Source organism: Armatimonadota bacterium (assembly GCA_031459855.1).
GTDB classification, from domain to species: domain Bacteria; phylum Sysuimicrobiota; class Sysuimicrobiia; order Sysuimicrobiales; family Humicultoraceae; genus Fervidifonticultor; species Fervidifonticultor primus.
On the sequence record JAVKHP010000001.1, the window covers coordinates 2,210,691 to 2,235,883 of the forward strand.

At 73.0% G+C, this 25,193-nt stretch carries 23 protein-coding genes; 21 read left to right on the top strand and 2 right to left on the bottom strand.

All coding sequences use genetic code 11. From position 1 onward, the window contains the following. Positions 1-57: 57 nt before the first annotated feature. From moeB to QN157_10170, 10 genes are all read left to right on the top strand, one after another. Positions 58-1,239, top strand: a complete 1,182-nt coding sequence (moeB, locus tag QN157_10125) for a molybdopterin-synthase adenylyltransferase MoeB (GenBank protein ID MDR7555952.1) — start codon at positions 58-60, stop codon at positions 1,237-1,239. Between the two features lie 61 nt (positions 1,240-1,300). Further along, complete coding sequence (locus tag QN157_10130) at positions 1,301-2,332, top strand: zinc-binding dehydrogenase (protein MDR7555953.1); 1,032 nt, start codon at positions 1,301-1,303, stop codon at positions 2,330-2,332. Beyond that, positions 2,329-3,363: an alcohol dehydrogenase catalytic domain-containing protein gene (locus QN157_10135; GenBank protein MDR7555954.1), complete on the top strand. Its 1,035-nt coding sequence runs from the start codon at positions 2,329-2,331 to the stop codon at positions 3,361-3,363. The genes QN157_10130 and QN157_10135 overlap by 4 nt, the downstream gene beginning before the upstream one ends. Continuing rightward, entirely contained in the window at positions 3,360-3,887 is a 528-nt protein-coding gene (locus QN157_10140) for a cupin domain-containing protein (protein MDR7555955.1), read from the top strand. The genes QN157_10135 and QN157_10140 overlap by 4 nt, the downstream gene beginning before the upstream one ends. Beyond that, positions 3,884-4,255: an iron-sulfur cluster insertion protein ErpA gene (gene erpA, locus QN157_10145; GenBank protein ID MDR7555956.1), complete on the top strand. Its 372-nt coding sequence runs from the start codon at positions 3,884-3,886 to the stop codon at positions 4,253-4,255. Before QN157_10140 ends, erpA begins: the two co-directional genes overlap by 4 nt. A gap of 56 nt (positions 4,256-4,311) precedes the next feature. After that, positions 4,312-4,539: a NifU family protein gene (locus QN157_10150; protein MDR7555957.1), complete on the top strand. Its 228-nt coding sequence runs from the start codon at positions 4,312-4,314 to the stop codon at positions 4,537-4,539. Between the two features lie 85 nt (positions 4,540-4,624). After that, on the top strand, positions 4,625-6,118 hold the full coding sequence (locus QN157_10155) for an RtcB family protein (GenBank protein MDR7555958.1): 1,494 nt from the start codon (positions 4,625-4,627) through the stop codon (positions 6,116-6,118). A gap of 26 nt (positions 6,119-6,144) precedes the next feature. Continuing rightward, positions 6,145-7,314 carry an acyl-CoA dehydrogenase family protein gene (locus QN157_10160; protein MDR7555959.1) on the top strand — a complete coding sequence of 390 codons (1,170 nt, stop codon included), beginning with the start codon at positions 6,145-6,147 and terminating at the stop codon, positions 7,312-7,314. Further along, entirely contained in the window at positions 7,311-9,155 is a 1,845-nt protein-coding gene (locus QN157_10165) for a bifunctional homocysteine S-methyltransferase/methylenetetrahydrofolate reductase (GenBank protein MDR7555960.1), read from the top strand. The genes QN157_10160 and QN157_10165 overlap by 4 nt, the downstream gene beginning before the upstream one ends. Positions 9,156-9,232: 77 nt before the next feature. Further along, complete coding sequence (locus tag QN157_10170; GenBank protein ID MDR7555961.1) at positions 9,233-9,970, top strand: SRPBCC family protein; 738 nt, start codon at positions 9,233-9,235, stop codon at positions 9,968-9,970. An 11-nt stretch (positions 9,971-9,981) separates the two neighbouring features. Here QN157_10170 and QN157_10175 read toward each other — a convergent pair whose 3' ends face one another. Beyond that, the gene (locus QN157_10175; protein ID MDR7555962.1) at positions 9,982-13,545 is read right to left on the bottom strand and encodes an indolepyruvate ferredoxin oxidoreductase family protein; all 3,564 of its coding nucleotides are present in this window, start codon (positions 13,543-13,545) and stop codon (positions 9,982-9,984) included. 181 nt (positions 13,546-13,726) lie between these two features. On the opposite strand from QN157_10175, the gene QN157_10180 reads away from it, so the two are divergent. The 5 genes from QN157_10180 to QN157_10200 are packed head-to-tail and all read left to right on the top strand — an operon-like array spanning position 13,727 to position 17,364. Further along, positions 13,727-14,512, top strand: coding sequence for an ABC transporter ATP-binding protein (locus QN157_10180; GenBank protein MDR7555963.1), 786 nt, complete (start codon positions 13,727-13,729; stop codon positions 14,510-14,512). Next, the gene (locus QN157_10185; protein ID MDR7555964.1) at positions 14,509-15,255 is read left to right on the top strand and encodes an ABC transporter permease subunit; all 747 of its coding nucleotides are present in this window, start codon (positions 14,509-14,511) and stop codon (positions 15,253-15,255) included. The genes QN157_10180 and QN157_10185 overlap by 4 nt, the downstream gene beginning before the upstream one ends. Before the next feature lie 2 nt (positions 15,256-15,257). Further along, positions 15,258-15,986 (top strand): ABC transporter permease subunit, encoded by a 729-nt coding sequence (locus QN157_10190; GenBank protein MDR7555965.1) that lies wholly within the window; start codon positions 15,258-15,260, stop codon positions 15,984-15,986. Between the two features lie 33 nt (positions 15,987-16,019). Then, positions 16,020-17,003: an ABC transporter substrate-binding protein gene (locus tag QN157_10195; protein ID MDR7555966.1), complete on the top strand. Its 984-nt coding sequence runs from the start codon at positions 16,020-16,022 to the stop codon at positions 17,001-17,003. A 34-nt stretch (positions 17,004-17,037) separates the two neighbouring features. Beyond that, complete coding sequence (locus QN157_10200; protein MDR7555967.1) at positions 17,038-17,364, top strand: alpha/beta hydrolase; 327 nt, start codon at positions 17,038-17,040, stop codon at positions 17,362-17,364. Positions 17,365-17,376: 12 nt separating this feature from the next. Here QN157_10200 and QN157_10205 read toward each other — a convergent pair whose 3' ends face one another. Beyond that, entirely contained in the window at positions 17,377-18,270 is an 894-nt protein-coding gene (locus QN157_10205) for a cyclase family protein (GenBank protein ID MDR7555968.1), read from the bottom strand. Between the two features lie 197 nt (positions 18,271-18,467). Here QN157_10205 and QN157_10210 point away from each other — a divergent pair, with 197 nt between their 5' ends. Genes QN157_10210 through QN157_10235 form a run of 6 tightly spaced genes read left to right on the top strand, consistent with a single transcriptional unit; the run spans position 18,468 to position 25,154 of the window. Beyond that, positions 18,468-19,580, top strand: a complete 1,113-nt coding sequence (locus QN157_10210; protein ID MDR7555969.1) for an Mrp/NBP35 family ATP-binding protein — start codon at positions 18,468-18,470, stop codon at positions 19,578-19,580. Between the two features lie 35 nt (positions 19,581-19,615). Continuing rightward, positions 19,616-21,112, top strand: coding sequence for an aldehyde dehydrogenase family protein (locus QN157_10215; protein ID MDR7555970.1), 1,497 nt, complete (start codon positions 19,616-19,618; stop codon positions 21,110-21,112). 15 nt (positions 21,113-21,127) lie between these two features. Beyond that, positions 21,128-22,006 (top strand): hypothetical protein, encoded by an 879-nt coding sequence (locus QN157_10220; protein MDR7555971.1) that lies wholly within the window; start codon positions 21,128-21,130, stop codon positions 22,004-22,006. 58 nt (positions 22,007-22,064) lie between these two features. Beyond that, positions 22,065-22,973 carry a fructose-bisphosphate aldolase gene (locus tag QN157_10225; protein ID MDR7555972.1) on the top strand — a complete coding sequence of 303 codons (909 nt, stop codon included), beginning with the start codon at positions 22,065-22,067 and terminating at the stop codon, positions 22,971-22,973. Then, a complete protein-coding gene (locus QN157_10230) occupies positions 22,970-24,106 on the top strand; it encodes a hypothetical protein (GenBank protein ID MDR7555973.1) in 1,137 nt (378 codons plus the stop codon). Before QN157_10225 ends, QN157_10230 begins: the two co-directional genes overlap by 4 nt. A 4-nt stretch (positions 24,107-24,110) precedes the next feature. Continuing rightward, on the top strand, positions 24,111-25,154 hold the full coding sequence (locus tag QN157_10235; protein ID MDR7555974.1) for a zinc-binding dehydrogenase: 1,044 nt from the start codon (positions 24,111-24,113) through the stop codon (positions 25,152-25,154). Positions 25,155-25,193 lie beyond the last annotated feature (39 nt).

A 25,193-nucleotide genomic window follows, 5' to 3' on the forward strand; every position in this document is an offset into this window, starting at 1 on the left:
CGTCGCCGCCGGGAATAGGGGTGGCCGGGCGGTCGTCGGGAACGACGGGGGAGGAGCATGGCGGTTCAGACGCAGCGCGGCGCCACGCCGCTGTTGACGAAGGAGCAGCTGACCCGCTACTCGCGGCAGATCATCCTCGAGGAGCTGGGGGTGGCGGGGCAGCGCAAGCTGCTGGACAGCAAGGTGCTGATCGTGGGCGCCGGCGGGCTGGGGTCGCCGTCGGCGCTCTACCTGGCGGCGGCCGGGGTGGGGACGCTGGGCATCGTCGACGGCGATCGCGTGGACCTGTCGAACCTGCACCGCCAGATCCTGCACTTCACGCACGACATCGGTCGGCCCAAGACGCAGTCGGCGCAGCGGACCCTGGAGGACGTCAACCCCGACGTCACGGTCGTGCCGTACCAGACCACCCTCACCTCGGAGAACGCCCTGGAGATCGTCCGTGACTACGACGTGGTCGTCAACGGCAGCGACAACTTCCCCACGCGCTACCTGGTCAACGACGCGTGCGTCCTGCTGCGCAAGCCCCTGGTGGACGCCAGCATCCTGAAGTGGGAAGGCCAGGCCACGGTCTTCCTGCCCGGGCGGGGCTGCTACCGGTGCCTGTTTCCGACGCCCCCACCGCCGGGGTCGGTGCCGTCGTGCGCCGAGGGCGGCATCGTGGGCGCCGTGGCCGGCTACATGGGCACGCTGCAGGCCATCGAGGCCATCAAGATCCTGCTGGGGGTCGGCGAGACCCTGGCCAACCGGCTGCTGCTCTTCGATGCGCTGCAGGGCGAGGTGCGCACGCTGCGGTGGACGCGCAACCCCGCCTGCCCGGCGTGCGGCGACCACCCCACGATCACGGCGCTGATCGACTACGAGCAGTTCTGCGGCCTGCCAGGGCGCCAGCACGCGCCCGCGGCGACCGAGGAGGGAGTTCCAGCCGTCGATCCCGAGGAGGCCTACCGCCTGGTGGCGGAGGGCGCGCAGCTGATCGACGTGCGCGAGCCGTGGGAGTGGGCGATGGTGCGGATCCCGGGCGCCGTGCTGATCCCCATGGGCGAGGTGCTGCAGCGCACCTCCGAGATCGACCCCAACCGCCCGGTGGTGGTGCAGTGCGCCACCGGCGCGCGCAGCGCGAAGGTGACGGAACTGCTGCGCCAGGCCGGGTACGCCCGCGCGTACAACCTGGCCGGCGGCATCGTGGAGTGGCAGAACCGCCAGTTGCCGGTCGAGACGGGCGACGGACGGCGGTAAGCGGTCCGGCGGCCAGGCGGCCGGGCGGTCGGTAGGGCCCGGGCGTCACGGGCCGGGCGCCATGCGACAGGCGATCTTGCGCGGGCCGCGCGCCCTGGACCTCGCCGAGGTCCCGATGCCCGAGCCGGGCCCGGGCGAGGTCGTCGTCCGCGTGCGCGCGGCGCTGACCTGCGGGACCGACCTCAAGACCTTTCGCCGCGGGCATCCCCGTCTGCCGTTTGGCCCCTTCGGCCATGAGGCCGCCGGCGACGTCGCGGCGGTGGGCGAGGGGGTGCGCCACGTCGTGCCCGGCCAGGCCGTGGTCTTCGTGCCCACGGCGCCCTGTGGCGCGTGCGCTCCCTGCCAGCGCGGCCGCGAGAACCTCTGCGTCCGTCTCTTCGACGCTGTCGCCCTCGGCGCGTACGCCGACGCGATTCGCCTGCCCGCGCGTGTGGTCGCGCGGCACCTCTTCCCCAAACCCGGCGGGCTTGGCTACGCCGAGGCCGCATGCCTGGAGCCGCTGGCGTGTGTCGTCCACGGCTGGCGCCGCCTGGGCGCGGTCACCGGCCCGGTGGCGGTGGTTGGGGTCGGGCCGATCGGCCTGCTGTTCGTGCAGGTGGCGGCGGGCTGTGGGCTCGCGGTGGTGGCCGTCGGGCGCCGACCGGAGGGGCTTGCGCGAGCCCGGGCCTGCGGGGCCACCGGTGTGCTCGACGCATCGGGGCTCGACGACGTGGGCGAGGCGTTGCGCGCGCTGTGCGGGCCCGACGGTCCGGAGGTGCTGGTTGAAGCCACCGGGGCACAGGCCGTGTGGGAGGCTGCTCCCGGGTGGGTGGCGCCCGGTGGTCGCGTGCTGCTCTTCGGCGGGCTGGCCGGTGGCAGCCGTCCGGCGTTCGACGCCGCGCGGCTGCACTACAGCGAAGTGGACCTGATCGGCGCCTTCCACTACACGACGGCCGAGGTCCGGCAGGCCCTGGATCTGCTGGCGGCGGGGAAGATCCGCCCGGAGCCGCTGATCGCGTCCTGGCGGCCACTGAGCGCGATCCGCGAGGTCTTCGACGAACTCGACCGTGGGGCCGGGCCCAAGGTCGCGGTACTGCCCGACGGCGCGCCGTGAGCGTGGTGCAGCCCACGACGACCCGGGCCGTGGTCTGGCGAGCGCCCGACGACCTGCGCCTGGAGGAGCTCCCGCTTCCGACGCTGGGTCCAGGCGACGTCCTGCTGCGCATCACGGCGTGCGGACTGTGCCCCGGCGAGACGATGGACTGGTACATGGCGCGCAAGGCGCCGGTCGTCCTGGGCCACGAGGCCGTGGGGGTCGTCGTCGAGGCAGGCCCTGACGCGGCGTTCGCCCCGGGCACGCGCCTGTTCGTCCACCACCACGCACCGTGTCTTGCCTGCGCCGCCTGCCGGCGCGGCGACCACGTGCACTGCGCGGCATGGCGGCCGCGTCGGCTGCTGCCGGGCGGTCTGGCCACCTATGCGGTGGCCCAGGCGGCGGCGCTCGTCACCGATGCGCACGTGGTACCCGCCGGCCTCGACGACGTCACGGCGACGTTCATCGAACCGCTGGCGTGTGTGGTCAAGTCGTTGCGGCGGGCGCGGGTGCGGCCGGGCGCCCGCGTGCTGGTGCTCGGCCTGGGCGTGATGGGGCTGCTGCACCTGCTGGCAGCCCGCCGGCTAGAGCCGGAGGTGCTGATCGGCGCCGATCGCTTGGCTGGCCGCGTCGCCATCGCCCGGCCCTTCGCCGACGTCGTGCTCGACGTGACCCAGGACGTCCTCCCCGAGGCCGTACGTGCAGCGACCGGCGGGGAGGGCGCCGACGCGGTGATCGTCGGGCCCGGCGCCATCGACGCGCTGGACGCCGGCGTGGCGTGCGCGGCGCCGGGCGGCACCGTGCTGCTGTTTGCGCCCACGCCACCGGAGGTCCGCTGGGCGGTGGCACCCCATGACCTCTTCTTCCGGGAGGTGAGCCTCGTGGCCAGTTACTCGGCAGGACCACCGGACACCCGGGAGGCTCTGGCGCTGTTGACGACCGGGCTGCCGGTACAGGCGCTCGTGACGCACCGGTTGCCGCTGGCCGAGGCGGCGGCCGGCTACGCGTTGCTGCGCAGGGCAGCGGCGCTCAAGGTGGTGGTGCAGCCGTGACGCCCGGGCCCGGGACGGGGAGCGCGTGCGAGGTGCCGTTCGTCGTCGCCGCCCGGCCCGGGGTGGCGCGTTTCGACCCGCGCACGTTCCGCTGGCAGGGAGTGCCCGCCGCCCCCTACAAGGAGCAGACCGGCGGGCCGCTGGCGTGGCGGGACGTGGAGCGGTTCGTGCTGCTGGGCGGCCCGCGTGCGGGGACGGCCTTCGAGCTGCGCTACTTCGAGATCGCCCCCGGCGGGTACTCGTCGTGGGAGCGACACGCCCACGCGCACGCCATCGTGGTGCTGCGGGGCCGCGGCCGCGTGCGCATGGGCCGCCGCGTCGTGCGGGTGCGACCCTTCGACTTCGTCTTCATTCCCGCCGGGACGCCCCACCAGTTCCGCGCCGACGGTGCCCCGTTCGGGTTCCTCTGTCCGGTCGACGCCGTGCGCGACGCGCCGCGTCCGGCCTCGCGCTTGCACCCGCCGCACCGGCGGGCTACAATGCCAGGGAGAGCACGGGGCCCGACGGGCAGGAGGCGCACATGATCACCATCACGGCGCAGGCGGCCGAGAAGCTGCAGGAGCTCCTGCGACAGCAGGACGATCCCCAGCTGCGGTTGCGCCTCTTCATCACCCGCGGCGGCTGCCACGGGTTCAGCTACGGGATGGCGTTCGACCGCGAGCGCCGGCCCGACGATCAGGTGGTGGCCCAGCACGGGGTCGAAGTCCTGGTGGACCCGGAGAGCCGCCGGCTCCTCGACGGCGCCCGGATCGACTACGTGCGGTCGATCGCGGGCGAGGGCTTCACGGTGCACAATCCCAATGCCGTCGAGACCTGCGGCTGCGGCCACTCGTTCCGCCACCGCGACGAGGCCGGTGAGCCCGATCCCTGCGACGACGCGCCGCAGGGCTGAGCGCAAGGAGGACGTCCATGAGCGCTGGGGTGCAGACCTCCGACCACGACCAGAGCCTGCGCACTCGGGTGGAGCGCGTACTCGACGCGATCCGCCCCTACGTGCAGGGTGACGGTGGCGACATCGAACTGGTCGACATCACCGACGACGGGATCGTGCAGATCCGGCTGGCGGGCGCCTGCGTGGGGTGCATGTACTCCATGATGACCCTGCAGGCCGGGATCGAGCGGATGCTCAAGCAGGAGATCCCGGAGCTGCGCGCCGTGGAGGCGGTGCCCTTCTAGCCCGCAGGCACCGGCTGTCCGCTCGGGGCCCCGGGGCGTTGCCCGCGCGGGGCCTTTTTGTCGGAGGCGACACGGAGGGCGGCAGATGAGCGCACAGGAGACCTCGAGCCAGGTATCGACGGCCACGGCGTGGACCCGCATCCTGCGGAAGATCGACGACTACCGCTGGGAGATCCCTACCAGCTACAAGCCGGGCATGCGGGTGCCGGGCCTGATCTTCGCCAGCGAGCGCATGCTCCGGCAGATGGGCGAGGAGCAGGCGTTCGAGCAGGTGGCGAACGTGGCCACGCTGCCGGGGATCGTGTGGCGGTCCCTGGCGATGCCCGACGTGCACTGGGGCTACGGTTTCCCCGTGGGCGGCGTCGCGGCCTTCGACGAGGAGGACGGCGTGATCTCGCCGGGCGGGGTGGGCTACGACATCAACTGCGGGGTCCGGCTGATCCGCACCGACCTCACCGAGGACGACGTGCGCCCGCGCCTGGAGGAGCTGGTGGACACGCTGTTCCGCACGGTGCCGTCGGGTGTCGGCGTGGGCGGCAAGGTGAAGGTGAGCATGCAGGAGATCGACGACGTGCTGGCGCGCGGCGCCCGGTGGGCCGTGGCCAAGGGCTACGGCACGCCCGACGACCTCGAGGTCATCGAGGCCGGTGGCGCGCTGCCCCAGGCCGACCCCGCCCAGGTCAGCGTCGAGGCCAAACAGCGGGGGCGCGGGCAGATCGGCACGCTGGGGTCGGGCAACCACTTCCTTGAGGTGCAGGTGGTCGACCAGATCTTCGACCCCGTCGCAGCGCGGGTGATGGGGTTGGAGGAGCCCGGGCAGGTGGTGATCTTCATCCACTCGGGCTCGCGGGGGCTGGGTCACCAGGTGTGCACCGACTACCTGCGGGTCGCCGAGCGGGCCAACCGGCAGTACAACATCCGGCTGGTGGACCGGCAGCTGGCCTGCGTACCGCTGCGCTCGCCCGAAGGCCAGCGGTACTTCGGGGCGATGTGCGCCGCGGCCAACTTCGCGTGGGCCAACCGTCAGCTCATGACGCACTGGGCCCGGGAGAGCTTCCAGCAGGTCTTCGGGAAGCCGTGGGAGGCCCTGGGCATGCGGCTGGTCTACGACGTGGCGCACAACATCGCCAAGCTCGAGGAGTACGAGGTCGAGGGCCAGCGCCGGCGCGTGTGTGTGCACCGCAAGGGCGCCACGCGGGCCTTCCCGCCAGGCCACCCTGAGGTGCCAGCCCGCTACCGTGCCATTGGCCAGCCGGTGCTCATCCCCGGCGACATGGGCCGGTACTCGTTCGTGCTGGTGGGCGCGCCGGGCGCGATGCAGGAGGCGTTCGGATCCACCTGCCACGGGGCCGGGCGCGTGCTGGGCCGCAAGGCGGCGGTGCGCCAGCTGGCAGGCCGCAACATCGCCGACGAACTGCGCCGGCAGGGGATCATCGTGCGCGCTCAGGACCCGCACCTGCTGGCCGAGGAGGCCTCGCCGGCCTACAAGGACGTGGCCGACGTCGTGGCGGTCTGCCACGCTGCCGGGCTGAGCCGGCGGGTGGCGCGCCTGCGGCCTGTCGGGGTCATCAAGGGGTAGAGCACGCGCCAGACAGGAGTGCGAGCGTGGGTGTGCCCGGACCCGGCCTTGCCACCGACGAGCAGCGGCTGATCGCGCAGACCGTGCGGGCGTTCGCCCGCGACGTGCTGCGGCCGCAGGCCGCCGCCTGGGACCGCGAGGGCCGGTTCCCCACCGAGGTGCTCCCGCAGCTGGCGGACCTGGGGCTGCTGGGGATGATGGTGCCGGCCGCCTACGGCGGGGCAGGCCTTCCCCTCGGCGCGGTCATCGCCGCCATCGAGGCCCTGGCCTGGGGCGACGCCGGCGTGGCGCTGTCGGTGGCCGCCCACAACTCGCTGTGCTGCGGCCACCTGGTGTTGCACGCCAGCGAGGCGCAGAAGCGGCGCTACCTGCCGGGCCTTGCCAGCGGCGCGATGCTGGGCTCGTGGTGCCTGACCGAGCCCGGGGCCGGGAGCGACGCGGCGGCCATCCAGACCCGCGCCCGCCGGGTGGGCGACCGGTGGGTGCTCAACGGCACCAAGGTGTTCGTCACCAACGGGAGCCTGGCCGGGGTCTACGTCGTCATGGCCGTGACCGACCCCGACCGCGGCCGCCGGGGCATCAGCGCCTTCGTCGTGGAGCGCGGGACGCCCGGCCTCGAGGTCGGGCGCAAGGAGGACAAGCTGGGCGTGCGCAGCAGCGACACCGCCGAAGTGCGCTTCGTCGACTGCGCGCTGCCCGACGAGGCGCTCATCGGGGCCGAGGGCGACGGCTACCGGCAGGCGATGGAGGTGCTCGACCGGGGGCGCATCGGCATCGCGGCCATGGCGGTGGGGCTGGGCCGCGCCGCGCTGGACGCCAGCCTGGAGTACGCGAAGCAGCGCACGGCCTATGGGAAGCCCATCGCGGACTTGCAGGCCATCCAGTTCATGCTGGCCGACATGGCCACCGAGCTCGACGCGGCCTGGCTGCTGACCGAACACGCGGCGGCCCTGGCCGACCGCGGCGCGCCACATCGCGCTGAGGCGTCCATGGCCAAACTGTTCGCGTCCGAGGCCGCGGCGCGCGCTGCCGCCAGGGCCGTGCAGATCCACGGCGGGTACGGGTTGATCAAGGACTACCCGGTCGAACGGTTCTACCGCGACGTCAAGCTCACCGAGATCGGCGAGGGGACCAGCGAGGTGCAGCGCGCCATCATCGCCCGGGAGGTCCTGCGGCGCCTGGGAGGCGGTGCGTGACGGCGTCGACGTTTCGGGCGCGCCTGGCGCAGGGTCCCTTGCTGGCCGACGGCGCCATGGGCACGATGCTCTACGCCCGCGGGGTGCCCTTCGACCAGTGTTTCGACGCCGTCAACCTCACCGATCCCGCGCTCGTGGGCGCGATCCACCGGGCCTACGTCGATGCGGGCGCCGAGCTGCTGGAGACCAACACGTTCGGCGCCAACCGGTTGAAACTGGCAGCCCACGGGCTGGCCGACCGCGCCGCCGAGATCAACGCCACGGGGGTGGCCCTCGCCCGGGCTGCCGCCGGGGCAGCCGGCCGCCGGGTGTGGGTGGCGGGGTCGATGGGGCCCCTGGGCCGGCCGCTGGCGCCTCTGGGGACGGTGACCCTCGAGGAGGCGGCCGAGATCTTCAGCGCTCAGGCGCAGGCGCTGGCCCAGGCCGGGGCCGACGTGCTGGTGCTCGAGACGTTCGCCGACCTGCGGGAGCTGGAGACCGCGGTGCGGGCCGCACAGGCCGTCACCGACCTGCCCATCGTCGCCGAGATGACCTTCGGGCCCGATGGTCGGACGCTGCTGGGGCACACGCCCGAGGAGATCGTCGCCCGGCTCGAGGCGCTGGGCGTGACGGCCCTGGGTGCCAACTGCAGCGTGGGGCCGTACGGCATCGTCGAGGTCCTCGAGCGCATGGCCGCTGTGGCCCGCACGCCGCTGGTCGCGATGCCCAACGCGGGTCTGCCTGCGGTCGTCGGCGGACGCCTGGCGTACGTGGCCTCGCCGGCGTACATGGCCGAGCACGCGCGGGCGCTGGTCGAGCTGGGCGTGGCGATCGTGGGGGGCTGCTGCGGGACCACGCCGGAGCACATCGCGGCCATGGGCGAGGCCATCCGCGGCCGCGCGGCAGGCCCGCGTCCGCGGGCGGCCGTGCGCCCCGCGCCGCCCCCGCCTCCTGCGCCCCCACCGGAGCCCCGCAGCTCGCTCGCGCAGCGGCTGGGCAAGCGGTTCGTCGTGACGGTGGAGGTGACGCCGCCCCGCGGCGCGTACGACGCCGAGGCCCTGGAGCACTGCCGGCGGCTGCGCGCGGCCGGCGTCGACGCCATCGACGTGGCTGACAACCCCATGGCCCGGTTGCGCATGAGCCCCTGGGCCATGGCCGCCCGCATCGAGCGCGAGGTCGGCGTCGAGACCATCCTGCACTTCACCACCCGCGACCGCAACCTGGTCCGCCTGCAGTCCGACCTGCTGGCTGTCCACGCGCTGGGCATTCGCACGCTGCTGGTCCTGCGGGGCGATCTCCCGCAGACCGGCGACTATCCCCGCGCCACGGCCGTCGCCGACGTGCAGCCCTCGGGCCTGGTGCGCCTGATCAAGGGGTTCAACAGCGGCCAGGACGTCGCCGGCAACTCGATCGGCACGCCCACCAGCTTCCTGGTCGGGGTCGCGCTCAACATGGCCGCACGGGACCTCGACCGCGAGCTGCGGGCGCTGGACCGCAAGCTCGCCGCGGGCGCCGACTTCGTCTGCACCATGCCCATCTTCGAGCCCGAGACCCTGGACCGGTTCCTGGCCCGCGTGGGCGCCCTGCCGGTGCCGATGCTGGTGGGCGTGCTGCCGCTGCACAGCGCCCGCCACGCCGAGTTCCTCCACAACGAGCTGCCGGGCATGGTCGTTCCCGAGGCGATCCGCACGCACATGCGGCAGGCGAAGGACGGGCGCGAGGCCGGCATGCGCCTGGCGCGCGAGCTGCTGGCCGCGCTGCGTCCGCGCGTGGCGGGCGTCTACTTCGTGCCGTCGTTTGGCCGCTACGACCGCGTGATCGAGCTGATCGCCGAGGTGCGGGCGGCGTCCCCGGCGCGGTAGGGAGACGGCACCGTGCGCGGACCCAGGCTGGACGCTGTCGGCCGGCGGGCCGTGGCCGCCAGGGTCGGGTAGCCGCCGTGTCGCGCGAGGTCGGCGTCGAGGGACACCGCCGGATCCGGGCGCCGGTGCACCGCGTCTGGCAGCTACTCGCCCGGATCGAGTCCCTCCCGCGGTACTCGTCGCTGTGGATGGCCGCCGACGTGCTGGAGCGCTCGGGGAGCACGGCGCTGGTGGAGTTCCGCGGGTTCCTGGGCGGGCTGCCCGTGACCTCGGTGCAGCGGGTGACGCTGCGGGCGCCTACCCGGCTCGAGTTCCGACAGGTGCGGGGCGAACTGCTCCGGCTGTCGGGGAGCCTGACGCTGCAGGAGGTCGACGGCGAGACCGAGGTCACCTACCAGATCGCCACCGAGCCGGGCATCCCATTGTTCACCGAGACCTCGGTGCTGCAGATCCTGGCCGCGCACGTCGACGTGTTCCTGGCGCGCCTGAAGGCCACCGCCGAGCGCGACCTGGTGCGCGTCGTCGTGCGCCGGCGCGCGGCAGCGCAGGGCGTCGGTCCGGTGACCAGCCTGCCGCTGGAGGCCGAGGCCGACGAGGAGGAGGAAGGGCGGGGAGAGGACGGTGCGCAGCCCCCTGCAGCGGTCGGCGAGCGTGCGGGTGATGAGGAGGAAACGCCCGGCCCGCCCCAAACCGCGGGCGCCGTGCCCGCGGCCTCCGCTGGCGCGAGACCGCGCGGCCCGCAGGACCGACGCGGGCGGCGGCGCCGGCGGCGCCGCCGCCCGCACGCGCCACCCCACGCACCAGCCGGCGCGTAGTCGCCGGCGAGCTATGCGGGCATGCGCCGGCGCGCCAGGCGTTCCAGCAGCTGCGCCGCCTGGCGCGTTGCCGCGGCCACGTTCTCCAGTTTGATGGCCTCGTAGCCGCGGATGCGGTCGGGCAGCTGGGCGATCTCCACGGCCACCGGGTAGGTCTCCGGGGTCAACTGGGCGAGCGCCTGCTCGAGCAGCTCGCGGTACCACGCGATCAACCGGCGCTCCTCGCGGCGCACCCGGGCGTACCCGAAGGGATCGAAGGGCGTGCCCCGCAGCCGTCGCATCGCCCGCAACAACCGCAGGAGGGGCAGCACCCAGGGTCCCAGCGCCAGCTTGCGCCGAAGCCCCAGGGCGCGCAGCAGCGGCGGGTGGAAGTGGAACACCACCCGCCGGGGGTGGGCGACGAGGCGGGCGATCTGCGCGCGGAACGCCGGCGTCAGGTACAGCCGGGCGACCTCGTACTCGTCCTTGTAGGCCATCAGCTTGAAGAGGTGGAAGATGACGGCCCGGGTGAGGGCGGTCCCGCCTGGCCGCACCGCCTGCTCGCGGGCGGCCACGCGCAGGACGACGTCGACGTACTGCTCAGCGTACCGCGGGTGCTGGTAGTCGATCAACTCGGCGATGCGGATCGCAAGCATCCGGCGCGACTCCGGATCGAGGTGCGCGCAGCGGTCCAGCAGCGCAATGTAGGCGGCAGCGGCGGGTGTCGTCCGGCCGTTCCGGGCGCCCAGCCGCGCCAGCGCCGCGGCCCGCTCCTCCTCGTAGGTCCGCGCCGGTGGCTCGACCAGGCGCCGCACGCGTGCTGGCTCCGCGACGAACAGCCGGCCGTAGCGGAACGCCTGCAGGTTCTGCTCGACCTGCACGCCGTTCAGGCGAATCGCCGCCTCGATGCTCCGGGCAGAGAGCGGCACGAGGCCGGCCTGGTAGGCCACCCCGACGACGAAGAAGTTCGTCATCATGTAGTCCCCGAAGAGCGCCTCCGCGTAGCGGCGGCCTTCGACCAACACGTTGTCTGTGGCGCGCGTCACCTGCGCGACGGACTGCACCATGGCCTCGGCGTCGACCGCAAACCAGACGTTGCGGACCATCTCGCCGCTGGGCAGGAGCGTCGTGTTGAGGACGGCCACGGTTCGCGCGGGATCGCAGCGGTCCAGGTTGCCGGGCGTGGCGGCGCCCATCAGGTCCAGGCCGAGGTAGAGGTCTGCCTTGCCGGCTCCGACCTTGCTGGCGGCGACGCGCTGCCCCGGGCGCGCGAGCACCAGACTGGACAGCACCGGTCCCCACTTCTGGGCCGCGCCGGTCTGGTCGTACCCGATGACGTGCACGCCGTCCATCAACCCCGCGAACGAGAGGACGTTGTTGACGGTGATCACCCCGGTGCCCCCCACGCCGGGAATGTAGATGTGGTATGGGCGCTCCAGGCCGACCTTGTGCACCGGCTCGGGGATCGCCTCGGCCTCCAGCACCGGTGGCGTGGGCCTGCGCAACCCCTCGCCCGGCCGCGTCTCCACCGTCACGAACGACGGGCAGTCGCCCCCCAGACAGCGGTAGTCCTGGTTGCACGACGACTGGTGGACCTGGGTCTTGGGCCCGAACTCGGTGTCAACCTTCTGGAGCGACATGCAGTTGGTCAGGGCCCCGCAGTGCCCGCAGTTCTCGCACACGGCCTCGTTGATCACGACGAACCGGTGCGGGGCCGGCAGGAGGCCGCGCTTCTGCTGGCGGCGCCGCTCGTTGGCGCACATCTCGTCGTAGATCAGGACCGTGGTGCCCTTCGTCTCCGAGAGTGTCCGCAGCGCGTGGTCGAAGGCGTCCACGGGGTAGACCCGCGTGATCGGTGAGAGGCCTGCCCGGCGGTAGGCGCGCGGGCGCTTGGTGACCAGGGCGATGGCGCGGACGCCTTCCCGGGCCAGGAGCTGGGTGAGCGCGGGGATCGACCGCTGGCCCACGGGCGCTTGGGCGCCCGTGTTGGCCACGGCGCCGTTGTAGAGGATCTTGTAGGTGATGTTGGCCCCCACCGCCGCCGCGAACCGGATGGCCAGGTAGCCGGAGTGGAAGAGGGAGCCGTCGCCCATGTTCTGGACCATGTGGGGCCGGTCGGTGAAGGGCTGCAGGCCGATCCAGGGCGCGCCCTCGCCGCCGTACTGCGTCATGGCCTCGATGCGGCGGTGCGGTTGCTCGATGACCGACGCGAACGCATGACACCCGGGGCTCCCCCACGCGACCTGCCCGTCTAGCAGCTGCGTTGTGACGTTGTGGGGACAGCCCGAGCAGTAGTTGGGCGTGCGCGCCGGATGCGCGGCGTACCGACGTGTCCGGATCGCAGCAAGCGCGTCCAGCCGGCGGCGAATCCCGGCATGGGCGGGCGCGTACCGGAGCAGCCGCGGGCCCAGGCGTTCGGCGATGATGTCGCTGTCCATCCCGCCGTGGATGGGGAACAGCGGTGCCCCGGTCTCGTCGAACTTGCCGACGATGGTTACCGGGCCGGGGAGCCCGGCGAGCGCCTCCTTCACCTGCGCCTCGAGGAATCCGCGTTTCTCCTCGATGACGATGATCTCGCGCAGGCCGGCGGCGAACGCCCGGATGCGCTCACCGTCGACCGGGTAGATCAGGCCCATCCGGAGGAGGCGAATACCCCACCGCCGCAGCTCCTCGTCGTCCAGGCCCATGTCCAGCAGCGCCTGCCAGGTGTCGGCGTGGCTCTTGCCGGCCGTGATGATCCCCACGCGGTCCTCGGGGCCCGTGACCTCGACCACGTCCAGCCGGTTGGCACGCGCGTAGGCGCGGACGGCCAGGTGCCGCTCGTAGTAGAGGTGGCGCTCGATCTCGATGTTGCGTGTGCCAAAGAACGAGAAGTCCGCCACCTTCTGGTAGGGACGTCCGTCGATCTCCAGCGTCGGGGTCACGATCGTCGGCCGTCCGGGGGCGAGCTCCACCGTCTCGCCCCCGTCGCACAGGGCCCCCACGAGCTTGAGCGCCACCCAGCACCCGCTGTAGCGGGACATGGCAATGGCGTGCAGCCCCAACTCCAGGAACTCCCGGACCGAGGCCGGGTAGAGGATGGGGATGCCGGCACTGACCAGCGCGTAGTCGTCCTGGAACGGGAACGATGAGCTCTTGGCCTCGTGGTCCTCGCCCACGAGCAGGACCACGGCACCGTGCCGGCTGGTCCCGGCGAAGTTGCCGTGCTTGATGGCGTCGCCGCTGCGGTCCAGACCAGGGCCCTTCCCGTACCAGAGCGCGACGACGCCGTCGTACCGGGACGAGGGGTAGCGGTCCAGCATCTGGGTGCCCATGATCGCCGTGGCGGCGAGGTCCTCGTTGGCGGCCGGTACGTGGACGATGTCGTGCTCTGCCAGCAGGTGACGGATGCGCTGCAGGGCGAGGTCGTAGCCAGCCAGAGGGGCGCCGGGGTAGCCGCTGATGAAGGTGCCGATGCGCAGGCCGGCGGCGCGATCGCGCCGGTGCTGGTCGAGGGGGAGGCGCACGAGCGCCTGAATGCCCCGCAGGTAGACCCGGCCTTCCTCGAGCAGGTACCGGTCGTCCAGGGAGATCTCGCGCGTGGTCTGCGCCGGCATGGTCCGTCCCCCCACCACCGTTGACGCGCCCGGCTGAGCGCTGCTGGCTCCTCTCGGCTTACGTCACGGCTCGCAGCTTTCCTTCCATACCCTCGCGTGCGCCGACGGGGACGGGGCGCCGCGCGCCGGCGCAGGCGCCGGAGGAGTCCCCCGGTGCCACGCGGAATCGAGAGCCCCAAGCATGCGGCGCCCACACATCGTCGTCCGCGACGTGGCCAAGACCTACCGCACGCCCTCGGGCCCGGTGCGCGCGGTCGAGGCGGTGTCGTTCGAGGTCTACGAGCAGGAGTTCCTGACGATCCTGGGGCCGAGCGGATGCGGGAAGTCCACCGTGCTGGGCATGCTGGGCGGGCTGGTCCGGCCCGATGCCGGCACGATCCTCATCGACGGGGTCGCCACCAACGGACCCGACCCCCGGGCGGTGGCCATGGTGTTCCAGGACCCGGGGCTCTTTCCCTGGCGCACGGCACTTCACAACGTCTGCTTTGGCCCCGAGGTGCGGGGGGTGCCACGCCGCGCGCGGGAGGAGGAGGCGCGCCGCCTGCTGGAGGCGGTGGGGCTCAAGGGGTTCGAGCACAAGTACCCCCGCGAGCTGTCCGGGGGCATGCGGCAGCGGGTGGCTATCGCGCGCGCGCTGGCGCTGGGGAGCCCGATCCTGCTCATGGACGAGCCGTTCGGGGCTCTGGACGAGCAGACGCGCCTGTTGATGGGAGAGTGGCTCGGCGAGATCCGCGCCCGGGCGCGGAAGACCATCGTCTTCGTCACCCACAGCATCCAGGAGGCGATCACGCTGTCGGACCGCATCGTGGTCATGACGGCCCGCCCGGGCCGCATCAAGGACGTGGTGCCGGTCGCCCTGCCGTTTCCCCGCGACCTGAGCGCGCCCGATGCCGTGGCGCTCCGCGCCCGGCTGTGGCAGCAGATCCGGGAGGAGTCGATGCGGGCCATGGCCGAGGGGCAGGGATGAGGCTGCTGCTGTGGCGGGCGGCGTTCCTGGCAGCGGCCCTGGGGACCTGGGAACTGATCGCCCGGCCCCTGAACCCTGTGCTGTACGTGACGCCGTCCGCCCTGCCCGGTGCCGTGGTACGGCTGCTCTCGCAGCCCGACCTGCCACCGTTGCTCGAGCACCTGGGCATCACCCTGCGCACCATCGCCGCCGCCTACGCGTTGGCAGTGGCCGTAGGCCTGACGCTGGGGTTCCTGATGGGCTTCTGGCCGCTCCTGGCGCGGGCGTACGAGCCCATCCTCGCGGGGCTGTATGCGGTGCCCAGCGTGGTCTGGTATCCGTCGCTGATGTTGCTGTTCGGGCTGGGGCCCGCTTCCAAGGTGGCGTTCGGCTTCCTGCTGGGGTTCTTCCCCGTGGTGCTGGCGGTGCTGGCCGGCATGCAGCAGACCGACCGCCACCTGGTGACGGTGGCCCGGGCGATGGGCGCCAGCCCGTGGGCGATCTACTGGAAGGTGATGCTGCCGGCCATGGCGGGCACGCTGGCCAGCGGCCTCCGGTCGGGGCTGGCGTTGTGCACCGTTGGGGTGCTGGCGGGAGAACTGCTGGGATCCCGCGCCGGCATCGGCTTTCTGATCAACCACGTCTACAACCTGCTGCGGACGCCAGAGTACGTGGCCCTCGCAGTCCTCATGGCGGCGGTGGTCGTGGTCGTCGACGTGGCGGCGGGGCGTCTCGAAGCCCGGGCGAAGCAATGGAGCGGGTGACGGTGCGCGTGCTGCAGGGCGCCACGCTGGCCGCCATCGGTCTCGTCTGGGAAGCGGCGAGCCGCCGCGGCGTCCTGGACCCGCTGTTCGTTCCACCGCCGAGCGCGGTGGCGGGGGCGCTGGGACCCGTCGCCGCGCTGGCGCTGCCCCGGCTGGGCGAGACCCTGCTGAAGACCCTGGGTGGCTACCTGCTGGCCGTGGTGTGCGGTGTGGGCCTGGGCCTGGTGGTGGGGTCGACGCGCACCCCGCGCGAGGTCGTCATGCCCTACGCCATGGCGCTCTACAGCCTCCCCAAGATCCTGCTCGTGCCGTGGATCGTCCTCATCCTGGGCGTCCGCCCGCAGGCGGCCGTGATCGGCGGCGCGCTCTTCGCGTTCTTCCCGATCATGGTGCAGGTGGTGGGCGCCGTCCGCGACGTGGAGGGGATTCTGCTCACGGTGGCCCGGTCCATGGGCGCCACGCGGTGGCAACTCTACGGCAAGGTGATCGTCCCGGCGGCGCTCCCGGCGATCCTGGCCAGCCTGCGCGTGGGCGCCGTCTTCGCCTTCGTGGGCGTGCTGTTAACGGAGATGTTCGCGGGGATCCGCGGCATGGGCTTTCTCATGCAGCAGCTGGCCCTGGCGTTCAACGCGCCGCAGCTGTTTGCCGCCACGGCCATCATCTCCGTGTTCTCCGTGGCAGCGGTGCTATGGCTCGAACACTGGAACCGGCGTCTGGGGGCATGGCGGTGACGCCAATCGCATTGAGGGGGTGGAGCGATGATCATGTGGACACGACGAGGGTTCCTCGGGCGGGTGGGGACCGCGCTGGCGGCCGCGACGGCACCGTGGCTGCGCATCGGCGTCGCCTGGGGCCAGCAGGCCGTCCCCTTCAAGCTCGGCCCGGTGGTGTTGGGCGATCTCGCGATCATGGCCCCTGTCCTCGTGGGGGTGGAGAAGGGGTTCTTCCGTGAGGCCGGCATCGCGCCCGAGGTGATCACCTTCACCGGCGGTCCGCCGCTCCTGCGCGGCGTGCTGGCGGGTACCGTCGACCTCGGGCTCACGGGCGCCACCGATGCGTTGGTGTTCCGGGCGCAGGGGGCGCCGATCCGGGCCGTGGCCGTGATCACCGAGAAGAACCACTTCACCCTGATCGCCGCGCCGGGGATCGCCCGCGTGGCGGACCTCAAGGGGAAGGCCATCGGCGTGACGGCGGTGGGGGCGACCACGTGGGTGTTCGCCCGGATGCTGGCCAGGCAGCAGGGGTGGGATCCGGTGCGCGACGTGCGCATCGTGGGCCTCGGGGGCTTGGATGCGCAGATGGCGGCCCTGCGGCGCGGGGAGATCCAGGCGTTCATCTTCGGCGACGCCGGGGCCCTGGCCGAGCACCTGGGGGTGGGGAAGATCCTCCTGCGCCTTGACGAGGTCACGCCGAAGTGGATCAGCGAGCTCGCCTACACCACCAGCGACGTGATCCGCAAGCGGAAGGACGACCTGCGCAAGCTCCTGCAGGGGTACTTCAGGGCCCAGCGGTTCTGCCGCGACAACGCCGACGAGACGATCCGGATTGCGGCCAAGGGCATCGGGTGGCCGGAGCCGGCCACCCGGCGCGCCTACGAGAACACGCGCCCGCTCTGGTCGATCGACGGCCGCTTCGACCTCGAGGCGCTGAAGTTCATGCAGGATACGCTGCTGGAGCTGGGCGTGCTGACGGTGCGCTGGCCGCTGTCGGATCACTACACCGCGGAGTTCGTGCCGGTCAAAGTCTGATCGTCATGCCGGGATCCGGGGGAGGCGACGCGCCATGCGCTGCTGGCTGTCATGCTCCTACGCCATGAAGTTGCTGGCGCGCGACCTGGAGACCGTGAACCTCGACGCGATGTTGCCGGCAGTGGGGGGGCCCACGCTGGTGCTCCATGGCGTGCACGACCGCAAGCAACGCTACGGCGGCGCACTGGCGCTGGCCCTCCGCATCCCCGGCGCGCGCCTGGTACCCTTCCACGAGAGCGGGCACAACCCGCAGCTGGAGGAGGCAGAACGGTTCAACCGGGTGCTGGTAGAGTTCATCGAGGAGACGACGGGGGCCGGGAGGCCGATCGCCGGCCTCCCGGCCGCCCCACCGGCGATCTGAAGGAGCCAGCGCCTAACGCCGCGGCACCAGGGCGAGCGGACGTACCGGGCTGCCGGTGCCGCCCTCGACTTTCATCGGCAAGACCACGAGCACGGCGCCCGTGGCCGGCAGCCGGTCGAGGTTGAACAGCGACGTCAGGCCGTACTTGCCGGCTCCGTGCATGATGGCGTGGTTGGGAAACGGCGGGTTCTCCTTGAACGCCTGGCCGGCATCGGTGCCGATGGTCTCCACGCCGACGCCCACGATGTCCCGTTCCGTGACCAGGAAGCGCGCGCCGGAGGCTCCCATCCCCGGCGTGTGCGGTCCGTCCGGTCCCACGTTGAAGTAGGCTTTGGGGTCCGCGTACTTCTTGGACCAGCCACTGCGCAGCAGGACCCAGGCGCCCTTGGGGATGCGTCCCCAGCGGCGCTCCCAGCCCAGCAGCGTCTCCCTGGTGACGACGAAGTCGGGGTTGGCCATAGCTTCCCGCGTGATGTCGACTACGGCGATGGGACCGACCAGGGTGCGCGGGTCGAGCCGGTGGAGGCAGGGCTTGTCCTTGCCGGTGACCCAGTGACATGGCGCGTCGAAGTGCGTGCCGACGTGCTCGCCGACCTCGTACCAGTACCAGGTCCAGGCCGGTCCCTTCTCGTCGAAGGCCGAGATCACGTGCTTCTTGAACCCCGGCGTGTTGGCAAACGGCGGCGGCAGCTGGATGACCGGCGTACTCTCCTTCAACGTCCCGCCCAACTCCACGACGTCGACGCGGCCGTCGCTCAGGGCCGCCAGCAAGTCGCCCAGCACGGCCCGGCCCCGCGCCCTGCGGGCGGCATCCGCCGCCGACACGGCGCTCGCCGCGACCAGCGCGGTGACCAGCACACCGGCCACCCACACTCCCAGCGCCACCCTCCTCGTGTGCCTGCGCATCGTCGCACCCCCCCTTGTGCGGGACGCTATTCGCCCACGGCGGGCCGGGTCCTGTGCGCGCGCCGGGTCGGACCGCAGGGCACCAGCTGCCGCCGGGCCGTCTGACGCCCGTGTAGCCGGCGCAGCGCCCCGATGCTAGACTGAAACCGACAGCGTGGTGCGATGGTTCGTCACCGGCCCGCGCCAGGAGGCAGCGCATGTTCGGTCGCCAGTCCGGTCCCACCCGGGAGCAGGTGCTCGAGGCCCTGCGCGACGTGCAGGACCCTGAGCTGCACAAGAGCATCGTCGAACTCGACATGGTGCGGGAGGTGGCCGTCCGCGACGGCGTGGTGCGGGTCGACGCCCTGCTGACCATCAGCGGCTGTCCGCTCCGGGAGACGATCGTCGACGCCATCCGCGATCGCCTGCGCGGCCTGCCGGGGGTGCGGGACGTCGAGGTGCACCTGGGAGTCATGACGCAGGAGCAGCGGCAGGCGCTGATCGCCCGGCTGCGCGGGGGGGAAGGCGCCGGGCAGCGCCGGTCGTCGTTCCTGACGCCGGAGGCGCCTACCCGCGTCGTGGCCGTGGCCAGCGGCAAGGGCGGCGTCGGCAAGTCGACGATCACCGTGAACCTGGCCGTGGCGCTGGCCGACGCCGGCCGCATCGTGGGCATCATCGACGCCGACGTCTACGGCTTCTCCATCCCGCGCATGCTGGGGGTCGCGGGCAGACCCACCGCCATCGACCAGATGCTGATCCCGCTGGAACGGGACGGCATCCGCGTCATGTCCATCGGCTTCCTGCTGCCCGGCGAGGACGAAGCGGTGATCTGGCGCGGGCCGATGCTGCACAAGGCGCTGGTCACCTTCATCCAGGAAGTGCACTGGGGCGACGACCTGGAGTACCTGTTCATCGACCTGCCGCCGGGTACGGGCGACGTATCGCTGTCGATCGCCCAGACCCTGCCCCAGGCCTCGATGCTGATCGTCACCACTCCGCAGCCGGCCGCGGCCAGCGTGGCGATGCGGGCCGCGAAGATGGCCGAGAAGGTCAACATGGACGTCGTGGGCGTCATCGAGAACATGGCGGGCTTCGTCCCGGCGCCGGGGGCCGCGCCCATCGACGTCTTCGGCCGCGGCGGCGGCCTGCGTCTGGCCGAGCAGCTGGGCGTGCCGCTGCTCGGCGAGATCCCCCTGGACGTGGCAGTGCGCGAGGGCGGAGACATCGGCGCACCGGTGGTGCGCAGCCGGCCCGACAGTCCGGCCGCGCAGGCGCTGCGCGAGGCGGCCCGGCGGCTGGCCGACCGGCTGCCCGTGGCCACCCGCGCGTAACGCGGTCCGGCGAGCCGCAGGAGGGGTGCACGGCGATGCTGGAGGTGCTGTCGGTCCCGCAGGGGCGCAACTACATCGCCGGCCAATGGGTCGACCCGGTCGGCGAGCGCATGCTGACCTCCGTGAATCCCGCCACAGGCGAGGTGCTGGGCGTGGCGCCCGACTCGACCGCGGCTGACGTGGACCGCGCGGTTCAGGCGGCTGCCGACGCCTGGCCGCGGTGGCGCGCGACCCCGGCGCCGCGCCGGGCCGAGATCCTCTTCCGCGCGGCGGAGCTGCTGGTGCGGCACAAGGAGGAGCTGGCGCGGCTGGCCACCCGCGAGATGGGCAAGATCCTGACCGAGACGCGCGGCGACGTGCAGGAAGCCATCGACATGACCTACTTCATCGCCGGGGAGGGGCGGCGCCTGCACGGCTACACCACGCCCAGCGAGATGCCGCGCAAGGCCGCGTACTGCGTCCGCCAGCCGCTGGGCGTCGTGGGCGTGATCACGCCGTGGAACTTCCCGGTGGCGATCCCGTCGTGGAAGATCGTCCCGGCGCTGGTCTGTGGCAACACGGTGGTGTTCAAGCCGGCGCCCGAGACCCCGCTGACGGCCGCAGCCTTCGTCGCGCTGCTGGTGGAAGCCGGCCTGCCGCCAGGCGTCCTCAACCTGGTCACCGGTGGCGACGAGACCGGCGCGGCGCTGGTGGACCACCCGGGCATCGCCCTGATCTCCTTCACCGGCTCCACCGAGGTGGGACTGCAGGTGGCGGCCCGCTGCCAGGCGCGCGGCGTGCGGGTCTCGCTGGAGATGGGCGGCAAGAACGCGGCGATCGTCCTCGACGACGCCGATCTCGAGCTGGCGGCCGACGCCCTGACCTGGAGCGCGTTCGGCACCACCGGCCAGCGGTGCACGGCCTGCAGCCGGATCGTCGTGACGCCGCGGGCGCACCGCGAGGTCGTCGAGCGCCTGGCAGACCGCGCCCGGCGCCTGCGCCTGGGCGATGGGCTGGACCCCCAGACCGACATGGGGCCCCTGGTGAGCGCCCGGCAGCGCGAGCGCGTGGAGACCTACGTGGAGATCGGGCGGCGCGAGGGGGCGACCGTCGTGCTGGGGGGCGAGCGGCCCCACCTGCCCGGCCTGGAACGGGGGTTCTTCTACGCGCCGACGATCCTGGATGGTGTCGCCCCCGGCATGCGGGTCGCCCAGGAAGAGATCTTCGGCCCGGTGGTGGGCGTCATCGACGCCGCCAGCCTGGACGAGGCCATCGAGATCGTCAACGGCGTGCGCTACGGCCTGTCGGCGTCGATCTTCACCCGCGACGTCTTCGCCGCGATGCGCGCGGTGGAGGAGATCCGCACCGGCATCGTCTACGTCAACCACGGCACGACGGGTGCCGAGGTGCACCTGCCGTTCGGCGGCACCCGGGCGACCGGCAACGGCCACCGGGAGGGCGGCCTGCAGGTGCTCGACGTGTTCACCGAGTGGAAGAGCGTGTACATCGACTACAGCGGCCGCCTGCAGCGTGCGCAGATCGACCGCGACTAGATGCGTGTCCCGATCGTGAGGCGGTGGCGTGCGTGGTGGGAGCGCCAGCGCGCAGGGGGGCGTCAGCGGGTGCTGCCGGTGCGCGGCGTGACGACCGGTGTCGCGGTCCTGCTGGCCTTCGCCGGGGTCGCGTCCCAGCCGGAGGTGCTGCGCGCGCACGCCGCGCCGGCGCCCGCCGTGCAGCTCACGGCTGGCGAGGTCACCCTCGACGCCGCCACCGGCGAGGGGGAGGCCGCCGGGGGCGTGCGCCTCACCGACGGCCGCACTACCGCGGTGGCCGCGCGTGCGCGGCTTGCCCGCCGCGCCGGCCTTGCGGTGCTGAGCGGCGGGGCGCGGGTAGTGGCGCCCCAGGGCACGCTGGCCGCCCGGGAGATCACGGTGGCTTTCACGCGCCAGACGATCACCCGGATCGTGGCCCGCGGCGAGGCCATCCTGGACGCTCAGGACCTGCGGCTCCGGGCGCCTGGGATCACCATCGTCCCGGCGCGCGAGGAGGTGACGGCGGACGGCGGTGTCGCGCTGGTCGTTCCGCCCGACGTCACCGCCACCGGGCAGCGCTTCGTCTATCGGCGCGCCGCGGGCGAAATGGTGCTAGACGGCGACGCCCGGGTGGTCACCCGCGACGGCAGCGTCACAGGCACGCGGGTCGAGGCGGACCGCCGGGTGCGCCGCGCGCGCGTCAGCGGTCCGGTGCGCGCTGTCTGGGGTCAGCTCGCGGTCGAGAGCCAGATGGCCCTGCTCGATCACCAGGCGCAGGTGGCGGTCTTCACCGGTCAGGTGCGCGCGGCTGACCCCCACCGCCGGCTGGCGACCGAGCGGCTCGTCGTCTGGTACACGCACCGTCGCCTGCTGGCCGAAGGGCCCACCCACATCGTGGTGGAGCCCGCCCCCTGACCGGCAGCACGACACGGGGAGGAGGAGGAGGCGACGACACGAGGAGGAGGCGACTGAGATGGTGATCGAGCGCGTCCGGCGTCCCGTGCTGGACGAGCTGCCGCTGGCGCAGGGCAAGCGCGCGCGGCTGTACCGGCTGCTGTACGCCCACGGGCCAGGCCACGGCACGATGCTGGTGCTGCCGGTGGACCAGGGACTGGAGCACGGCCCGGGCGATTTCCTGCCCAACCCGCCCAGCGAGCGCCCCGAGTTCCAGATCCGGCTCGCGCTGGAGGGTGGCTACTCGGCGATCGTCTTCCACTACGGCATCGCGGCACGCGCCCTGGCGCCGTTCGCCGGCCGCATCCCACTCATCCTGAAACTCAACGGGAAGACCAACATCCCGCCGGAGGACCGGCCGCTGTCGGGGCTGACCGGCAGCGTGGAGGACGCGGTGCGGCTGGGCGCCGACGCGGTGGGCTACACGCTGTACGTGGGCTCGCCGCGCCAGGACGAGGACATCGCCCAGCTGACCCGCGTGCGGCAGGCGTGCGACCGCTACGGGATGCCGCTGGTGGTGTGGGCCTATCCGCGGGGAGAGGCGATCGAGCGCAAGGGCGGCCGTGATAGCCTCTACGCCGTGGACTACGCGGCGCGGGTGGCGGTGGAGCTGGGCGCGGACGTGGTGAAGCTGAACCCGCCGGTCCTGGAGCCCCGGCGCGAGGGCCTGCCCAAGGCCTACGCCGAGCTGAGCCTGGATCCGCGGGCCGCGGTGGAGAAGGTGGTGCGCACTGCGGGGGCCGCGTTCGTGCTGTTCTCGGGCGGCCAGCGCCTCGACGACGCCGACCTGCTGGCCCGCGCGCGGCTGGTCATGGAGGCCGGCGCCACCGGACTGATCTTCGGCCGCAACCTGTGGCAGCGCCCCATGGCCGAAGCGCTGCGCCTGACCGCACAGATCCGCGAGATCATGCTCGCGACCGCCCAGTGACGGCCTCTGGCGCTCCGCACACCGCGACGAGGGGTGGGCCGCCGCCCTGGCTGGCGCCCCTGCAGGCGCTGGTCACCAACACGCTCCCCGCGCCCCGGGCCATGGGCCTGGCGGGCCTGATCGGCGACCACCCCTCGACGTACGCGCGCAGCCCGCGCATGTGGATGCGGGCGTTTGCGCTGCTGGACATCGACGCGGTCTACCTGCCGCTGGACGTGCCGGCGCACGCGCTGGCGGCCGTCCTCGACCTCGTGCGGCGCACCGACGGCGCCCTGGGCGTCAACGTCACGGTGCCCTACAAGGAAGCGGTGATCCCCCTGCTGGACGCGCTCGATCCCCAGGCTGCTCGCATCGGCGCCGTGAACACCATCACGCGCACCCGCAACGGCCGGTTGCTGGGCGCCAACACCGACGCCGCCGGCCTGCTGGAAGCGCTGCTGCACCCCGGCGATGGGCCGCCGCTCGTCGACCGTCTGGAGGGACGTACCGTGTTGCTGATCGGCGCGGGCGGCGCCGCGCGCGCGGCGGCGTTTGCGCTCGCCCCGCACCTGCGCGGCGGGCGGCTGCTGATCACCAACCGCGACATGGCACGGGCCGACGCGCTGGCCGCAGCGGTGCGCGCGGCCGGCGGCCCGGCCGAGGCCGTCGACGACGCCGCCCTCGACCACGTGCTCCCGGGGGTGCAGCTGGTGATCAACGCGTCGGTGCGGGGCCAGGCCGGCATCGTGCCCCGGGCCGGCGGGTGGACGCTCCTGGAGCCCTACTCGGCCCTGGCGCCCGCGTCGCCGCCGGTGCTGCCGGCAGGCGACGCCACGACGTTCCCGGCGGCGTTCCTGGCGCAGGCGGCCGCCGACATCGCGGCGAACCACGAGCGCTCGCAGGCGCGCATGCGGCTGCTGCCGCCCGGGGCGGTCGTCTACGACATGATCTACGCGCCGCAGGAGACCACCACGATGCGTCACGCCCGCGCAGCCGGGTTGCGCGCCGCCGGCGGCCGGTGGATGAACATCGCGCAGGCGGTCTGCGCCTGCCTCGATCACGTCTGTCGGGAGGCGCTGGCAGCCCGGGGCGTCGCGCCGGCGGCCGTCCGCCCCGCCGTCGCCCGCGCCATGGCCGACGCCTGGGGGCCGTGAGCCGATGCACGCCGTGCGCATGCATCAGCACGGAGGGCCGGAGGTCCTGGTCTACGAGGAGGCCCCCGACCCGCGCCCGGGCCCCCTGGAGGTGCGCGTGCGGGTGCGGGCCGTGGCCCTGAACCACATCGATCTCTGGGTGCGGCGCGGGCTGCCGCGCCTGCGCCTGCAGTTCCCCCACATTCTCGGCGCCGACATCGCCGGCGTGGTCGACGCCGTGGGCGAGGGCGTCGAGGGCGTCGCGGTCGGCGATGCGGTGGTGCTCGCGCCCGGGGTCTCCTGCGGGCAGTGCCGGTGGTGCATCGCCGGCGACGACACGCTGTGTCCCCAGTTCTCGATCTTCGGCGAGCACATCCCCGGCGGCTACGCCCAGTTCGTGGTGGCCCCGCGGGCCAACGTCCTGCCCAAGCCCGCCCGCCTCGACTTCGCCCGCGCAGCCGCCGTTCCGCTGGTCTTCCTCACCGCCTGGAACATGCTGGTGACCCACGCGCGCCTGCGCAGCGGGGAGACCGTGCTGATCTGGGGTGCCGGGAGCGGCGTGGGGAGCGCGGCGATCCAGATCGCCCGCCTGCACCACGCGCGCGTCATCGCCACGGCTGGCGCCGACTGGAAGCTGGAGCGGGCACGCGCCCTGGGCGCCGAGGCGGTCATCAACCACACCACCGAGAACGTCTACGACGCGGTGCGGCAACTGACGGACCGCCGCGGTGTGGACGTGGTGTTCGACCACGTCGGCGCCGCCAGCTGGGAGACCAGCCTCCGGATCCTGACCCGCGGTGGCCGGCTGGTGACCTGCGGGGCCACCACGGGCGCCCAGGCGCCCACCGACATCCGGTACATCTACGGCCGCCAGCTCAGCATCTTCGGCACCTGGGTGGGTGCCAAGCGCGAGCTCCTCGACGTCACGGCCCACGTCGAGGCGGGACGCCTGGAGCCGGTGGTGCACGCGGTGCTGCCGCTGCGCGAGGCCCGCGCCGCCCACGAGATGCTCGAGCGGCGCGAGCAGTTCGGCAAGGTCGTGCTGGCGGTGGCGGAGGAGGACGCCTGACGACGTGCCTGCCCGATCTCGCCAGCGCGGGAGGCGGTG

Coding starts and splice junctions, on each gene's coding strand:
- QN157_10205 (MDR7555968.1), bottom strand. CDS start 18,270: ATGCGCAGGCACACGAGGAGGGTGGCGCTGGGAGTGTGGGTGGCCGGT.
- QN157_10175 (MDR7555962.1), bottom strand. CDS start 13,545: ATGCCGGCGCAGACCACGCGCGAGATCTCCCTGGACGACCGGTACCTG.
- QN157_10210 (MDR7555969.1), top strand. CDS start 18,468: ATGTTCGGTCGCCAGTCCGGTCCCACCCGGGAGCAGGTGCTCGAGGCC.
- QN157_10155 (MDR7555958.1), top strand. CDS start 4,625: ATGAGCGCACAGGAGACCTCGAGCCAGGTATCGACGGCCACGGCGTGG.
- QN157_10185 (MDR7555964.1), top strand. CDS start 14,509: ATGAGGCTGCTGCTGTGGCGGGCGGCGTTCCTGGCAGCGGCCCTGGGG.
- QN157_10225 (MDR7555972.1), top strand. CDS start 22,065: ATGGTGATCGAGCGCGTCCGGCGTCCCGTGCTGGACGAGCTGCCGCTG.
- QN157_10130 (MDR7555953.1), top strand. CDS start 1,301: ATGCGACAGGCGATCTTGCGCGGGCCGCGCGCCCTGGACCTCGCCGAG.
- moeB (MDR7555952.1), top strand. CDS start 58: ATGGCGGTTCAGACGCAGCGCGGCGCCACGCCGCTGTTGACGAAGGAG.
- QN157_10180 (MDR7555963.1), top strand. CDS start 13,727: ATGCGGCGCCCACACATCGTCGTCCGCGACGTGGCCAAGACCTACCGC.
- erpA (MDR7555956.1), top strand. CDS start 3,884: ATGATCACCATCACGGCGCAGGCGGCCGAGAAGCTGCAGGAGCTCCTG.
- QN157_10195 (MDR7555966.1), top strand. CDS start 16,020: ATGTGGACACGACGAGGGTTCCTCGGGCGGGTGGGGACCGCGCTGGCG.
- QN157_10235 (MDR7555974.1), top strand. CDS start 24,111: ATGCACGCCGTGCGCATGCATCAGCACGGAGGGCCGGAGGTCCTGGTC.
- QN157_10200 (MDR7555967.1), top strand. CDS start 17,038: ATGCGCTGCTGGCTGTCATGCTCCTACGCCATGAAGTTGCTGGCGCGC.
- QN157_10215 (MDR7555970.1), top strand. CDS start 19,616: ATGCTGGAGGTGCTGTCGGTCCCGCAGGGGCGCAACTACATCGCCGGC.